Source organism: Guptibacillus hwajinpoensis, assembly GCF_020524165.1.
GTDB lineage: Bacteria > Bacillota > Bacilli > Bacillales > Guptibacillaceae > Guptibacillus > Guptibacillus hwajinpoensis_D.
In genome coordinates this window covers 486,025-501,466 of sequence record NZ_JAIVKU010000004.1, presented here as the reverse complement: position 1 = coordinate 501,466, position 15,442 = coordinate 486,025, and the positions used below count along the sequence as shown (strand labels likewise).

Here is a 15,442-nt window from a genome sequence, read left to right as displayed (position 1 = left end):
AAACTGCTCAGTTCCATTATCGTTTTGTAATCGCCACTTGTATGTCATAATCGATTGGGTTAAGCTCGGTTTCTTTACCCAATGCAAGTCTAGCAAGTTCAAGTCCAAGATAAGGACCTACGGTAAGACCCGAGGCTCCCAGACCATTTGCAGCAAGTAAATTTTTCGTCTCTGGGACTTCACCAAATACCGGTAAAAAACCTGGAGTGAAAGGACGAAAGCCTACTTTGGCTTCTAAGAATGTACTATTTGTTAATCCTGGGGCAACCTCGAGCGCTTTACTAAAAATCTCGTGTAGACCTCCTGCCGTTACGCGTCTGTCCATTCCCGCCTCATTTTCATGAGTTGCCCCAATAACAACTCGACCATCGTCGAAACTTAATAAATACTGGTCGTTTGGTGGCATCACAACGGGCCAGCTGCTAGTGTCTTCATCCGGAATTTCAAGGTGAACAATTTGCGCTTTTTGAGAAGTAACGTTGAACTTTAATCCTAATGGTGATAATAGTTCTTCTGCCCATGCTCCTGCTGTCACAATAACTTTATCTGCTTCCAGTATTTCTTTTTCAACTGAAACACCCGTTATTTCACCATCTGACGATTGGAGTTTCGCATCACCAAACTTTACTTTAGCGCCATGCATTTGTGCAGCACGAAGAAGGGCTTGGCGCAGTGCTGCACCATTTACTCGAGCAGCTCCACTAACAAAGACAGCTTGATACTCATCTGCCAGGTGTGGAAACAATTCCCTTGTTTCTTCAGCTGATAACTTCTTGATCTCACCGATTTCAGGTGCATCTTCTCTCCGTTTTTTTGCTCGATCGATCATTTTTTCTAATTTAACTTCATCCGTATGAAGGCTAATTGCGCCCACTTTCTTATAGCCTGTTTCTGTCTCTCCATCTTCCATTAATTGTTCAATTAAACTTGGATAATATTTCGCTCCACCTTTTGCGAGTTGATACCATACTTTATTGCGACGTTGAGAGAGCCAGGGGCAAACGATTCCTGCTGCCGCTTCCGTTGCCTGCCCAGGTTCGTTGCGATCGATAATTGTCACATCCACCCCGCCTTTTGCTAAATGATAGGCAGTTGATGCGCCAAGAATACCAGAGCCGATAATAATCATTGAATTCATAAGTAACACCTATTTCGTTAAATTCGTTTCTTTTTCATTTTACACACATTCATTAACCGGCTCAACATTTTCCAAAGGGTTCGATAGCACTTGGAATGAAAAAACCGTTTACGATGCCAAGTCTATTTTATGATAAAATGGCACCATTACATTATGAAGGAGTTTCACCATGAAAAAAACATTGGATCATATGGGAATTGCCGTTAGACGCTTAGATGAGAGTGTCCAGTTTTATACAGAGGTATTAGGAGGAGAATTATTCGACCGCTATCGCAGTGAAGCTATAGGAGTTGAAAGCGAAATTGCTGTCATTGATCTAAACGGAAGCCGCATTGAATTGCTTATGCCTACAAACAATACCACTTCCCCAATCGCACGATTTATGAAGCAAAAAGGAAAAGGGGTTCACCATATTGCATACAGAGTTGATAATCTCGATGAAGCCCTTAAAGAATTAGAACAACAAAGCATCCGTGTGATGAAAGACACGCTACGAATCAACAAACATGGCAGAAGATTAATTTATCTAAACCCTGCAGATACGGAAGGGACAATCATTGAATACTGTGACTATCCCCCTACAGTCTAACTTATAATTGAATAAACGCTAGACGAAAGACAAGAATCATAAATAATAAGAATGTGAGCACAAGAAGTACATTTAGTCTCGAAGGCAAGTTATTATTCTGGTTATTTTTATCGCTCATGGTAGCTTTCCTCCCATTAAAAAATTGTTATAACGACCTTTGTTATTATTTTGTTTTCGTCTGTATTATCATTTCACAGCGTAACCTAACCTTAAATTAGGAGCTACTTACTTATCGTTTGCATTTTAGCATATTTCCGCTTGTCACAAACTACTTTTTAAGATAATTATCAAATTCATCATCATTCACTTCTCCAGCAGAGTAAACCTTTTAGTTTAAAGGATAAGTCTTCTCTTACAACTTTCGTGTCCAACTTTTATCTTATGGATTGAAGAAACCAACCATTCTTATAGACGTTATCAAAACATTTACTCTATGCAAAATGCAGCTTAGTGATAAGCTGCATTTATTGTATTCCTCTATGTTTTCGAATTCTCATTATGAATGCTCCTGTAGGGCAGCTTCCATCCATATCGTAGAGAAAGCATACGAAGAAAAACAATGGTTCCAAATAAGAGCATTAATGGAGGCAGTTCTTTCGGATAGCCGAGACCAATTAATAAGCCGGCCATCATTGCCCAAACGGCATAAACTTCTTTTTGTAGCACAGTGGGTTTCCTTCTCGCTAATAGATCACGAATGATCCCACCACCTGTTCCGGTCATGGCAGCAGCGACCATCGCTGCAATAAAAGGATGTCCCATCTCTTCAGCAAACAATGCACCCTGGATCGCGAATGCTGATAGGCCAATTGCATCAAAGAAGCTTCCCCACTTCTCCCAGTAATAGTTAATCCAGCTAGCTGGAAAAACAAAAATGACAAGAATAGTAGCGATCGCTATCATAATTAACACATCCTGCTCCCAAATAGAAGCTACGGGTACACCTATTAATAAATTACGGATAATCCCTCCGCCAAATGCAGTTGCTAAACCAAGTACAATCACGCCAAGAAAATCAAACTCTTCCTCCAAGGCAACAAGTGCGCCACTCGCTGCAAATGCAATCGTACCGATAATATTAAGAATTTCCCAAGTCACACCATTACGCCCTTTCACGATCTATTGAAAGTTAAAGTGTACGTCAGCTTTCAACTGTTGGCAACCTTTAATTCATAACTAAAAAACCTCCAGGAGGAGGTTTAAGAAGAAAGATGGTAGTGCATCTCAATTAAGTCTTCATCTGAATGCGGAATTTCTTTTCCTTTAACCATTTGAGCGCCGTTGATACATCCGCTCGTAAGGAGAATAATATCGTGTTCACTGCCGAGCTGCAGTGACTTTAAGACACCTTCACGTCTTGTGTAAGTTCGATGAATATTCGGAGCATTCGGATTAGAAAAACCTGTCATCACCTTATCCACAATAACGGAAGGCTCATGGTAACCCGGATGGTCCACGGTTACAATTACTTCATCCGCTCTGCCCTCAATCGCTTTAGCCATTTTAGGCATTTTTTCAAAATCTCTAATTCCAATACCAGCAATCATGACGATTAGTTTTCGATGCTCCAATTTTCTCACCTCATCAACAAGGCGGCTTAGGGCAACAGGTGTATGCGCGTAATCTAGTATAACCGTCTCACGATTCGGTCCACTTATAACTTGAAAGCGACCTTCAGGACTTTCTAATCGTGGCAGGACGCAAATAATTTCAGGTAATGAATACCCCAGGAACAAAGCAGTGCCAATAGCCGAGAGAACATTTGCAACATTATAGTCTGCAAAAACCGGTACGAACACATCATACGTTTCACCATGTGAAACAAGGTTAAAGGCTGTTCCATTAACTTGATTGTTAATATCTGTAGCTATTAGATCCGCTTCAGCATGTTGATCTAAGCTATAGGTGACTACTCTGTTGTTTAAGCTTCGTTTAAGTTCCAAACCCATTTCATCATCTACATTCACGACAGCTGCTTTCGCTTGATCAAAAAGTTTCATTTTACAAGCTTTATAATGTTCAAATGTATGGTGGTATTCTAAATGTTCGGGGGAGATGTTTGTATGAATGGCTACATCAAAATCAATTCCATCTACTCGCTTTTGATCAAGTGCAATCGAAGAAACTTCCATTGCTACTCCTTTATCCCCTGCATCGACTAGATCATTGAAAATACGATGGAGATCGAGTGATTCAGGTGTAGTTGGCGTGCTTTTTTTGTACGGAATTCTCTTTTTGGAAGACCAGATCCCTGTTGTGCCAATCGAACCCGTTGGTAACCCAAGCAAGCTTAAAAGAGACCGAACATAAGCGGCAACTGTGGTTTTTCCATTGGTTCCTGTTACACCAACCGTTCTTAATTTCTCATCTGCGGCATCGTAATATTCTTTTGAAAAGGAAGCCATCGCTTTTCGAACATCATCGACAAGGACAAATGTGCAATCTGGATAGCGGTTTGCAAGACTTTGAGTAAGGTCATCTCGAGCAGCTATGACGGCGACTGCTCCATTTTGAATGGCGTCTTCTATGTATAGATGTCCATCGTGGTTCTCACCTTTTATCGCAAAAAACACGGAAGACGGCTCTGCATTCTTTGAGTGAAACGTAAGTTGGGTAATTCTCTGATGGTCGGGACCATAAATTTGATAAATCGATGTATAGTGAAGTGTTGAGAAGTTAATCTTCATGGTGAATTCCTCGCTTTAACTGTATTATTTACTTTTACTGGAAAATTTTTATAACGAAAGTAAATAATGTAATTTTACTTAAATTCCCCATATTCCTTATTTGAAACAATGTCGTTACATTTAGCATACTCAATTCGTACTACGTTTCATTCATAAATATGAACAGACAGCCTTAAAATAGCTGTCTGCTGTTTTAGATTACCTAATTGCTTCATAGTGGTTTCGAGCAAGATCGGTTAGGCTCAATTCGTCCAAAAGATGAATCGGAACCAAAAATGTAATCGTTACAACTCCAGGATGCCTTCCAATTTCGATCGAACCTGTAATCGTAGCTCGATTCATCACTTCTGGTACCGTAATACCTAGTGTTTCCGCTGCTCGATTAAGTCCATTAGTTGTTGCTTCATTAAGATCTGCCCCAGTTCCAATAAATGAAAGTGGTAAGGACTCTTCTAATTTTGAAACACCATACATGTTGGCAACGCGCTTAGCTGCTTCTTTTTCTGTTGCAGTAAATGGTTTCGCCAAATGCGGTAAATCTTCCAATGTCGGAAGTAAGATAGGGCCATCTATCGTGAGGTTCTTAATCACGATCGCTTGAAGATTGACGATACCAGCAACATCAGCTGTATGACCTGCAATCTCTCCATTCCCCTGCATGGCATGCATGTCTCCGATATAGATTCCTCCGCCCGGTACTTTGACAGGACAAATCAATACTGCGCCTTCTCTAACTCGATTGATGTCCATATGGCCGTCTGTCCGATCTTCCAATTCCTCTTTTGTAACACCATAATCATGAGGGGCATCAATTAGAAATTGACCGAAATCTCCGGCATTATGAGAATCAGGTATTGGGCGAGAAGGAGTTGTTCCGAGCTGTCCGAGAAATGGACGTAGTCTTGCCATCGTTCCTACTAGATCACTTGGTCTAAACGTAACAATCGGATTTTGGACAGAGTTTTCAGGAGTAGCCATAAAGGATTTACCATTTTGACCGATATGAGTGGCTGCAGCTTCATCTACCGTAACACCAACAGTTCGATCAGAATCAAATGCCATCGTATACCCGTTCGTAAAAACAAAAGGTGTTACATCTTCTCCACAATTAGAACAGCGAATCGCTTCAGGTCCGGTTCCTTCAATTATCGTATCGGGATACATTTCTCCACACCCAGGACATTTCACCGCTACGAATGGATCACCAACAAACCTTCCATCAACAGGTTGATCGTTTCCTGAAGAAGTTGCCATTGAAGTAACCTGAACCGATTTAATGCGTATTGCAATTGCGTCCCCAACTTCAGCACCTTCTACAAACACGGGTTTCGTCACTTCATGCCCACCGCGTAGACTTGGAGTGATCATCGGCCCCCAACATCCAGGGGCAGTATTTGCAACAATATGACCACCATCTTTCAATGGTCCGAGCATTTCCTTCGAAGGATCGAGTATTCCGTTCGTAAATTCATTAACAAACACCGTTTGCTTTGCTTCCATTGCCTCTCCCCTTTTCATAAGTATTCCTCTCTTCATTATAAGAGTAATGTCGATTCATGTAAAAAACTAATTGGCTCAAAACAAAAAAACTTTGAATTCGAAGCTTTGTTACTTTCAAAAGTTAGTATTTTGAAGTGATTGACGAATTCCACAACCTTGCCTATACTGAATAAACGCAAACATAGAGACGGGTGATGAAATGGAATTTAAAATGCAGTATCTTTCCTTTTACTTAATCCAAGTAGAAGGAAGCGGAGAAAGTGAAGAACGACGCTATAAGCATTATCAAACACTAGATGCAGATAGCTATGAAGAAAGCTCTCTCAAAGACTTTCTCGATGGTGAATTAACGAAAATTATGAAACGAAAAGTGGATCGTCATGCTAAGTCTGAAGGAGCTCCCACAAAGATCGGGCGGTTTATTGTAGAACCAGGTCATGAGCTAACATCCAATCCCAACTATAATTTATTTGATCGCACGCGATATGCAGATTCAGCGGATGATTTTGAAACATCTACTGACCAAATCGTACAAATGTACCTTGATACTAGTGCGATTAGAGGTGGGGTTTTGATTGTTGCCACTGCTAAATTAACAAAACTCTTCGATGACCCTTTTCTCTTTATCTTAAAATGTGACTTCGAACCGAAAGTGGCTACGATCACTGATGAAGATACGCTCATTCAAAATGTTGAAATGGCGATTACGACAAAAAGTATGAAATCCGTCCAATACCCCTACATGCCAGAAGAAGGCATGATCGACAGTGCTGAAATCAAAGTCCACCAGTCTTCTCACGCACGCTACTTCGAAGACTTCTTGAAATGGGTCGAATACGAAAAGTCGATGCCTGAAATCGTGAAGACGCAAACGATGGGTATGGTCCAGGAACATATCCAGGAAACGTATCAGGAGGAAAGTGAAGAACGAGAAGAGTTCGAACAGGCAATGGAGGAATGGTCTCAGAGCCCGAAGCGTGAGCTACAGGAACGCTTTACGACCGAACAGGTCGTGGAAGCGACCTCACAGATTGTCGAACACTCGCCTGATGTAGAATGGAAGCTAAAGCTTGACCACGTATCCGTAAAAGCGATGCTGTCTGACTTCGGCGAATCGATTCATCTAGCGAAAGTAAACGGGAAGTATGTACTTGCGATCGAAGCCGATTCGATTACGTTTGAGAAAGGCTTTTCTCCTGTCGAGTTTCATAAGCCTGATACGCTTCAGGAAGTGGTGGAGCGGATTTATAAGAAGAATGAGAATGAGTCCTAATAGAAAAAATTAAAAGGCTACTCGTATTAATCATATTATGCATGTTGATAACCTCACTATTATGTGGGGTTTTTTTGATTAAAAGATTGTTTGTAGACAAGGTAGTTCGATTATTAATCGCTTCTGAAATAAGACGATTCATGTATAAATCACCATTTTGAAAATGAGTCCTTCTCTTTTGTTTTATCCACTCTTTATCCGGGTAAAAAACACTATCATTAGAGTAAGGTGGTATGACATTTATGAAACCCTTTGAACAAGCGTTACATCAAGTAGGATTAGGTACAGCACCACTTGGTAATATGTTTCGAGAAGTGCCAGAGGATGAAGCTCTTACAACGATACAAACAGCATGGGATCATGGCATTCGTTATTTTGATACTGCTCCTTTTTATGGAGCAGGCTTAGCAGAGATGCGCCTTGGTAACGTGTTGTCAAAGTATAATCGTGATGAGTACGTATTGAGTACGAAAGTAGGCCGTTATGTAACGGATGACACTGAAAATAAGGAAGGGCTCTTCCAATATGCTCGCAATAATAAAGTGATTACTGATTACACGGAAGATGCAACGAAGAGGTCTATTGAACAAAGCCTTGACCGATTGAAAACGGATCGCTTAGACTTTGTTTTCGTTCACGACGTTTCCCCAGATTTTCATGGGGATGAGTGGATCGGAAAGTTTGAAGAGGCTCGTAAAGGCGCCTTTCGAGTATTGACACAACTTCGAGAAGAAGGTGTTATTAAATCATGGGGGCTTGGTGTCAATACAACAGAACCGATCGAGATCGCGATGGAACTCGAAGAATTCCGCCCTGATGTATGCTTATCAGCTACACAATATACTTTGCTTCAGCATGACCGTGCGTTACAGCGTATGATGAAGACTGCTGAAGAAAAGAATGTAGCGATTGTCGTTGGCGCACCGTATAACTCTGGTGTTTTATTAGGCGGTGATCATTACAATTATGAGAAAGCGGATGGCGATATTATTGCCAAAGTCAATCAGTTAAAAGAAATAAGCAATAAATATGATGTTCCTTTAAAAGCAGCTGCTCTACAATTTTCAACTTCTCACCCTGCTGTGAAATCTGTGATTCCAGGTTCAACACGTCCAGACCGAATAAAAGAAGATATTGAAATGATCCAACGCGATATACCGAAATCTTTTTGGGATGAATTATTACAGAAAGGATTTATCTCTCCCAATGCCCCTTTACCTACTACGATCAAATAAGTATCATAACTAAACAAAAATGGACTTCACTACTGGAAGTCCATTTTTTGTATATCCTTTATTTTATCCTAATAATAAATTACTTCCTCATCCTCTTTCGTTTGTGCCACTTGAAATACACTTTATTTTCGGGATGAATGTTAATTTTTTTGCGTTGATTTAATCCGTACATGTCATAGTCGTCTTCTTGAATACTAGAAGAAATGTGTAATCGACCTTGACCATCAAAGGCAATCAACCCTTCCTCATATAGCGCGGCGTGATTTCGACAAAGCAACAGACCGTTAAAAGGGTCCAATCGCTCGTCGTTCGAGCAATCCTTCCACGGTTTAGCATGACTTGCTTTTAATAAATCCGGGAGTTTAATGGCACAAAGCGCACATTGCTCCTCCCATAATGGAGCTACTTCATTGCGAAACTTTAACTTGCCCCACCTCATTTTCATTTTCGCTTCTGATTCTGTTTCCGTAATGACTGGTATTAATGTATTGCGTTCTGTTCTTTTAACTTCATCTACCGTTAACTCTAATTGTTCTTCATTTATACGATAAAAATTGGATTCACTAATCAGCTCAAGCAGCTTAATTGTTAGTGCTTCATGACACGGATATAAATAGCCCGGATTTCCACTTGCATCAAGTTGAAATGGTGCATATTTAAGAGGTAATAAAGGTGAAATTTCTTCAAATTGCTCTCTTACATTTAGCGGAACATCTAACTCATGGTATTCTAGCGCCACTAAATATCCTTTATCGGCTACCGTTTGATGCCATAAAGTAGACGGTCTCGCCTCTTCTACACAGTCACTCTTAGCTAGACTAACCGCTACAATCTCTCCTTTAACATAGTGAAAAATCGGATCTCCTTTTTTGACTTCTTTCATTCTTTTCCATGAATGAGGCTCGTGGCCACCCTTATCTTCTTTAGGTGACCAGATCACCCCTGCTTCTTTTTCTACGACATATGTATCTCCTTGCATGACTATAAAACTATTCATCTTTCTTCCTCCAGCTTTTGAGCTTATTTCTCTAGTTGTTATTTTCACACGCTATCCAAGTTAAAGTATATGGGTGATTTGTGAATCATTCAAGTTATTCCGTCTCTTAGGTGTGTGATATCAGTTGTCGACTCAAAAAAAAGACCGAGTCGCCTCGATCTTTTACTAACTGTCTATAATAAAGCGTGGCAAATGTTCTATTGTTGCATTGGTCGGACAACGACTTCATTCACATTCACATAATCAGGTTGGGTGACTGCATACACAACCGCACGGGCAATATCATCCGCTTGAAGAGCTTTCATTGAAGAAGCACGATCTTTAAACATGCTAAGCACTTCTTCATCGGTAATATGATGAGTTAGTTCAGTTTCAACAGCACCAGGAGAGATATTTGTGACACGTACACCAGTCTTTGATAGTTCCTTTTCTAACCCCATGGATAGCGCTCTTACTGCATATTTTGTAGCACTATAGACGGCACTTGAAGCAAATACTTCATGACCTGCTACGCTCGATACGTTAATAATATGACCACTCTCTTGTTTTAACATATCAGGAAGCGCTGCATGAATCCCGAATAGCACACCCTTAATATTCACATCCACCATTTGACTCCATTGGTCCACCTCATCATTTTTCATGAATGATAGAAGCATGACTCCTGCATTATTCACAACGATGTCGACCTTTCCAAATTCTTGTTTAGCTTCCCCAACGAGTTTTTCCATGTCTTCTTTTTTCGTAACATCTGTTTTCACTACAATGGCTTTTCCATTTGATTGATTCGTGATGAAGCTCGCTAAGTCAGTCAGTTTTTCTTCACGACGAGCAGCAAGTACAAGACTTGCTCCTTCGTTCGCTAGTTGTTTTGCTATCGCCTCACCAATACCACTACTAGCTCCAGTTACTACTGCTACTTTTCCATCAAGTTTCATCAATTGATCCCCTCCACTTAGATAAGGTTATTCTTATTGACCATAGCCCAAATTTCTAAAATATCAGAATGTTTCGCTCAATTAATTTGTAAATGATTCGCTTTTAGGAATTATGAAATTGTATGGTTATAGTAACACTAGAAATGCGGTACATGGTTTATCCTTATTTCAGAAGAAAAAAGATAGTTACAGTGCAATATTTTGAGGCGAAGAAACGTATTAAAGGTCTACCATTTTCCAAAATTCTATTAAATATTTCTAATAAATCAACTACTAAGATAGGCTTTTTACAAATACTGCCGGCCACCCTTTCATTTTCTTAGTATCAAATGAAAATGAAACGAACCAACAAAGTCGATGCTTTGTTGGTTCGTTTCGTAAGAATTCATAAACCGCTAATTGATATACCGATATTCCATCAATCGATTTAAAATATGAACTTCCTGTAGGATCTCTTCTCCAATGTTTGTTTCACGAACTTTTTTTCTTTCTAATTCCTTATCTACTAATCGTTTTACTGATAATACATCTGCCCCGTGTAATAAAACTTCTTCCTTAGAATTAAATAGTTTATGAGCAACAAGCTGCATGCCGTACGAATTAAATAATAACGTGTACCCAGCAATACCTGTTGTTGATTGATAAGCTTTCGAGAAACCTCCATCGATGACGATCATCTTTCCATTTGCTTTAATTGGATTTTCACCATCAATTTCTTTTACAGGCGTATGTCCATTTATAATATGACCTTGATCTGGATTAAGATCAAATTCTGCTAGAATCTGGCGACAGATCTCTTCTTTTTCACGCAAATGATAATAGGGGTTTTTTCTTTCTTTATGGCTCTGCTTATCACTAATAAAATACCTCTCAAATGTCGTCATTTCTCTCTTACCGAACAGGGAAGAATATTCGCCTGTCCACAAATACCAAACCATATCTGTCGAAAGGTCAGCTGTTTCTTCAGGATGCGCGAAAGCATGACGTAAATAATTCTCAAAAATATCAAGTAACTCGCGACCTGCATACATTTTATTTTCGATGATCATTTTTTCCATATTCCCATTCTCATCGAGAGGGATACATCCATGAATTAACAGATTCCCATTGTATTTTAAATAAAGACTGCCTTTTTTCATAAGAAAGTTCATATGTCTAGCAAGCTTTTCCGAATGTTGGACTGAAAACAAAAGCTTGTTGATCACTTCCTCTTCTTCCTCTAATAGCTGGTCAGGGTGATCTGGATTAATTGTTGAAAAACAGGTATTTTCTAACGAATACTGTTGCCCATGAATCGTAATGGTGTTTTCTTGATAATCAACCTTCTCTAATAAAAGTCTTTCAGACATATTAAAATAAGATCTTCTCTTAATAATTGGGCTCTCGAGTTTAAATTGTATCATCGTAATCGCCTGATGTATCTTTGTAATTTGACATTTTTCATGACTTGTTTGTTTCTCGTCAGATTCTCTCTTTGGTGCAAAAGCCGGATTATCATCATAATATTTTTCTGCGAGATTAAGTAAGGGTCTAAGATTTATTCCATAAACATCCTCAATAATTTCTAAATTGTTGTATCTGGCACAAATACGAATAATATTTGCAAGACAAACTTTAGATCCTGCGAACGCACCAATCCATAGGACATCGTGGTTTCCCCATTGAATATCTACCGAATGATATTGAATAAGGGTATCCATAATTTTGTCAGGTTCTGGTCCTCGATCATAGATATCCCCCACAACGTGAAGATGATCCACTACTAGTCTTTGCGTCGTATAGGCAAGCCCAGTGATCAGCTTATCAGCTTGGTTCAGAGAGATGATTTGTTGAAGTATTTTATTATAATAAGGCTCTTTATTCGTAAGATCCGCGGTTTTATAGAGAAGCTCTTCAATGACATAAACAAACTGTGAAGGTAAAGCTTTACGTAATTTGGATCGTGTATATTTGGAAGAGGCATACGAAATGAGCTTTAGCATACGTTCAATCACCACCGTATACCATTCGTATAGTTCGTTATCACTACTAAAAGAATGTTTAATTAGGTTGATTTTTTCTTCTGGATAGTAAACGAGCGTCGCAAATTCGTTTAACTCATCTTCTGGTAATTCCTCTTTAAACAAGTCAGAAATTTTCTCTTTCACTTTACCTGAACCATTTCGTAGCACATGTTGAAAGGCTTGATACTCCCCATGTAAATCACTAACAAAATGCTCAGTTCCCTTTGGTAGATTAAGGATGGCTTTGAGGTTGATGATTTCAGTCACAACTTTTTCTTCACTATCATATTTTTGGGCAAGTAAATCCAAATGTTTTGTGTTCAAACTGATGTATCCCCTTTCATATTACTGCAAGGTGTAAGATGAGAACGATTGCAACTAGCCTTACTGGGATTCACTTTCATAAATGATTCTTTACATTGATAGTAACATATTTTTAAAATACTAAAATAGAGAATACATTAGCACTCTATTAACCCCTCGCATGAAAATGCATGACTTACTACACTCCCAGTTTCCCGTTTGTATGTAAAGGTACAAAAAAGCAGTTCCATTTGGAGCGCATTAAAACAAGGGGCCTCCTCCAATGGAACTACTTTTCAATTCTTTTTATTGAACTGTTTTTTCAGCTGCGTCAACGGTATGTTTTAATAACATCGCAATTGTAACCGGGCCTACGCCCCCCGGAACAGGTGTAATATAGGACGTTTTCTTAGCAGCCGCTTCATATTCAACATCTCCAACGTTTCCTTTGTTATATCCAGCATCCAGCACGACAGCTCCGTCTTTTAACCAGTCACCTTTAATAAATTCCGGCTTCCCTACTGCAGCAACGACGATATCTGCTTGCTGTACATGTGAAGCAAGGTTAGTGGTTCTAGAATGGCAAGTTGTTACTGTTGCATTTTGATTTAATAAAAGAGCGGATACTGGTTTTCCTAGGATCGGACTACGACCGACCACGACAGCATGCTTTCCTTCAGCTTGAATATCGTAGTCTTCCATGATTTTCATAATTGCAGCAGGTGTACATGATGGATAGGTTCCAAAACCAAGAGCAGTTTGGCCATATCCAGCACTCGTTACACCATCAACATCTTTCTCAATCGCAATGGTTTCAAAAGCAAGACGTTCATCTATTTGAGATGGAACAGGGTGTTGAAGCAAGATACCATGCACTGAAGCATCCTGGTTTAACTCTTCAATTGTTTGTACTAGTGTTTCAGTTGTTGTTTCTTCAGAGAGGTGAATTTTTTTAGAGGTAATTCCTACCCGCTCACACGCATTGCCTTTCATTCTTACATAAGTCTCAGAAGATGGATCATCTCCAACAAGTATCGTCACTAGGCTTGGTGTCACACCTTTTTCTTTAAGAGATGCGACTCTTGTTTTTAACTCTTCCTTTATGCGATTAGCAACTGCTTTACCGTCTAATATTTTTGTTTCGTTTGTCATATGAATTCCTCCTGAAAAGTGGTAAAGAATGACTAGCTGCCATTCTTTGCCCAGACGACCGGCATTGTCCATTACAGCTCCCTTATGGTTACTTCCACATTTGTCGTCAGTTACTGCAACGAATGATTTCTACGGATATAGTAGCATAAAACAAAAGAAAACGAAAGAAGCACAGAAGTTTTTCTCTCTAAAAGTGAACAAATACTCATAAATTCACTTTAATATTCGTGTTTTTACCACATCTCACGTAAAAATACGCTGAAGGACTCTACCTATTCTGCTGTTCGAAAATTAAGCGAGGAAGTTTTATTTCAAAAGTCGAGCCCTGCCCTTCTTCACTTTCAATCGAAAGCGTACCCTCGTGATGTTGAATAATCTTCAAACAAACAGATAATCCAAGTCCAGTGCCACTTTCTTTCGTAGTAAAAAAAGGTTCTCCTACTCGATCCATATGCTGTTTAGATATACCAGAACCGTTGTCACTAATTTGAATCGAAACAAACTCTTGTTCCAGACCCAATTTCAAATGAAGCTGACTGTGGACAGTATCCTGCATTGCCTCAATCGCATTTTTCATAATGTTAATGAGCACTTGTTTTAGTTGATTAGAATCTGCAAAAACAAATACATCTTCCTTGCCTAGTTCAGTATCTAAAACAACGTTATTCAATAGCGCATTCGACTCAATTAAAGTTGCAACCTGATTAAGCAATCCTTTTATTTCAACATCTTCAAAAACAGTGTGCTGCGGTTTAGCTAGCGTTAATAGTTCACTTAACACTAATTCAATCCGAGTGATTTCAGAAAAAATGATTTCAAAATAAGGAACATTCGACTCCTTTTTCTCTAGTAGCTGAAGAAAGCCTTTAATAGACGTTAATGGATTTCGCACTTCATGAGCGATACCAGCAGCTAATTGCGCCGCGGCTGCTAGTTTTTCGGATTTATAAGCTAGATCTTCATTTGTTTTTAGTAGCTGTTCTTCAGATTTTTTTCGAAATGACTGATCTTTGATCGATCCCGTCATTCCTTCAAATCTGCCTTTCATTGTCGTTTCAAATTTGAGAAAGACTTCACACCAGACGTATCCGCCACCCTTTTTTTGGATGCGAGATTCGAACACGGCCGAATTTTCTTGATGATCGCGAAACCTAGCTAACGCCGTAAAAAAAAGTGAGCGATCCTCAGGATGAACATAAGATAAACCATATGTACCAATCGACTCCTGTACATCATAGCCAGTTAACTCCGTCCACGCCTTATTTAACCATATCCAACTACCATCCTTGCCACTTTGGAACACAACATCATTCAAACTATTGATAACACTATTGTACTTGTCTGAAAGTTTTCTTGAGCGTTCTTCGCTTTGTTTTAATTTGGATAACCACTGTGAAGAACGATCATAGTATGATGCATACCACCAGACGATGATTAGGATGGAAAGTGTAAATAGAATATCTATTAACCAATTAATTCGTATTCCATTAACTGAATAAAGCCAGTAGTCCCATAGTAAAATCGCTGTAAAAAATGTAAGTACTGAAATGATTCTTCCTTTATATTGTTTCATTCAGTCACCAGTTTTCTCTAAAATGAATTCAATACTAGTTTATTGGAAATTTAT

The 15,442-nt window shown here is 39.2% G+C and carries 12 protein-coding genes and 1 riboswitch; of the genes, 3 read left to right on the top strand and 9 right to left on the bottom strand.

The window, feature by feature from the left end; all coding sequences use genetic code 11:
• Positions 1 to 16 precede the first annotated feature (16 nt).
• Entirely contained in the window at positions 17 to 1,138 is a 1,122-nt protein-coding gene (locus tag LC090_RS09735) for an NAD(P)/FAD-dependent oxidoreductase (RefSeq protein WP_226657557.1), read from the bottom strand.
• Between the two features lie 169 nt (positions 1,139 to 1,307).
• Here LC090_RS09735 and LC090_RS09730 point away from each other — a divergent pair, with 169 nt between their 5' ends.
• Positions 1,308 to 1,727, top strand: a complete 420-nt coding sequence (locus LC090_RS09730; protein WP_226657555.1) for a VOC family protein — start codon at positions 1,308 to 1,310, stop codon at positions 1,725 to 1,727.
• A 477-nt stretch (positions 1,728 to 2,204) separates the two neighbouring features.
• Here the strand turns inward: LC090_RS09730 and LC090_RS09725 are convergent, their stop codons facing one another.
• The 3 genes from LC090_RS09725 to LC090_RS09715 all read right to left on the bottom strand — a co-directional run bounded on the left by LC090_RS09725 (position 2,205) and on the right by LC090_RS09715 (position 5,914).
• Entirely contained in the window at positions 2,205 to 2,825 is a 621-nt protein-coding gene (locus LC090_RS09725; RefSeq protein WP_226657553.1) for a trimeric intracellular cation channel family protein, read from the bottom strand.
• A gap of 101 nt (positions 2,826 to 2,926) precedes the next feature.
• A complete protein-coding gene (locus LC090_RS09720) occupies positions 2,927 to 4,414 on the bottom strand; it encodes a UDP-N-acetylmuramoyl-L-alanyl-D-glutamate--2,6-diaminopimelate ligase (protein WP_226657551.1) in 1,488 nt (495 codons plus the stop codon).
• Positions 4,415 to 4,612: 198 nt separating this feature from the next.
• Complete coding sequence (locus tag LC090_RS09715; RefSeq protein WP_226658437.1) at positions 4,613 to 5,914, bottom strand: acetamidase/formamidase family protein; 1,302 nt, start codon at positions 5,912 to 5,914, stop codon at positions 4,613 to 4,615.
• Between the two features lie 199 nt (positions 5,915 to 6,113).
• On the opposite strand from LC090_RS09715, the gene LC090_RS09710 reads away from it, so the two are divergent.
• Positions 6,114 to 7,187 carry a DUF3900 domain-containing protein gene (locus LC090_RS09710; protein ID WP_226657549.1) on the top strand — a complete coding sequence of 358 codons (1,074 nt, stop codon included), beginning with the start codon at positions 6,114 to 6,116 and terminating at the stop codon, positions 7,185 to 7,187.
• 242 nt (positions 7,188 to 7,429) lie between these two features.
• Positions 7,430 to 8,422, top strand: coding sequence for an aldo/keto reductase (locus LC090_RS09705; protein ID WP_226657547.1), 993 nt, complete (start codon positions 7,430 to 7,432; stop codon positions 8,420 to 8,422).
• A gap of 79 nt (positions 8,423 to 8,501) precedes the next feature.
• On the opposite strand, the gene LC090_RS09700 is transcribed toward LC090_RS09705, so the two are convergent.
• From LC090_RS09700 to LC090_RS09680, 5 genes are all read right to left on the bottom strand, one after another.
• Positions 8,502 to 9,419, bottom strand: coding sequence for an HNH endonuclease (locus LC090_RS09700; protein WP_226657545.1), 918 nt, complete (start codon positions 9,417 to 9,419; stop codon positions 8,502 to 8,504).
• A 197-nt stretch (positions 9,420 to 9,616) separates the two neighbouring features.
• Positions 9,617 to 10,357 carry an SDR family oxidoreductase gene (locus tag LC090_RS09695; RefSeq protein WP_226658436.1) on the bottom strand — a complete coding sequence of 247 codons (741 nt, stop codon included), beginning with the start codon at positions 10,355 to 10,357 and terminating at the stop codon, positions 9,617 to 9,619.
• 395 nt (positions 10,358 to 10,752) lie between these two features.
• A complete protein-coding gene (locus tag LC090_RS09690) occupies positions 10,753 to 12,684 on the bottom strand; it encodes a fructose-1,6-bisphosphatase (protein WP_226657543.1) in 1,932 nt (643 codons plus the stop codon).
• A gap of 285 nt (positions 12,685 to 12,969) precedes the next feature.
• Positions 12,970 to 13,815: a bifunctional 5,10-methylenetetrahydrofolate dehydrogenase/5,10-methenyltetrahydrofolate cyclohydrolase gene (locus LC090_RS09685; protein WP_226657541.1), complete on the bottom strand. Its 846-nt coding sequence runs from the start codon at positions 13,813 to 13,815 to the stop codon at positions 12,970 to 12,972.
• A gap of 41 nt (positions 13,816 to 13,856) precedes the next feature.
• A riboswitch (ZMP/ZTP riboswitch) is annotated at positions 13,857 to 13,939 on the bottom strand.
• A 144-nt stretch (positions 13,940 to 14,083) separates the two neighbouring features.
• Entirely contained in the window at positions 14,084 to 15,388 is a 1,305-nt protein-coding gene (locus tag LC090_RS09680; RefSeq protein ID WP_226657539.1) for an ATP-binding protein, read from the bottom strand.
• Positions 15,389 to 15,442 lie beyond the last annotated feature (54 nt).

Coding starts and splice junctions, on each gene's coding strand:
- LC090_RS09730 (WP_226657555.1), top strand. CDS start 1,308: ATGAAAAAAACATTGGATCATATGGGAATTGCCGTTAGACGCTTAGAT.
- LC090_RS09735 (WP_226657557.1), bottom strand. CDS start 1,138: ATGAATTCAATGATTATTATCGGCTCTGGTATTCTTGGCGCATCAACT.
- LC090_RS09680 (WP_226657539.1), bottom strand. CDS start 15,388: ATGAAACAATATAAAGGAAGAATCATTTCAGTACTTACATTTTTTACA.
- LC090_RS09685 (WP_226657541.1), bottom strand. CDS start 13,815: ATGACAAACGAAACAAAAATATTAGACGGTAAAGCAGTTGCTAATCGC.
- LC090_RS09695 (WP_226658436.1), bottom strand. CDS start 10,357: ATGAAACTTGATGGAAAAGTAGCAGTAGTAACTGGAGCTAGTAGTGGT.
- LC090_RS09705 (WP_226657547.1), top strand. CDS start 7,430: ATGAAACCCTTTGAACAAGCGTTACATCAAGTAGGATTAGGTACAGCA.
- LC090_RS09720 (WP_226657551.1), bottom strand. CDS start 4,414: ATGAAGATTAACTTCTCAACACTTCACTATACATCGATTTATCAAATT.
- LC090_RS09715 (WP_226658437.1), bottom strand. CDS start 5,914: ATGGAAGCAAAGCAAACGGTGTTTGTTAATGAATTTACGAACGGAATA.
- LC090_RS09700 (WP_226657545.1), bottom strand. CDS start 9,419: ATGAATAGTTTTATAGTCATGCAAGGAGATACATATGTCGTAGAAAAA.
- LC090_RS09710 (WP_226657549.1), top strand. CDS start 6,114: ATGGAATTTAAAATGCAGTATCTTTCCTTTTACTTAATCCAAGTAGAA.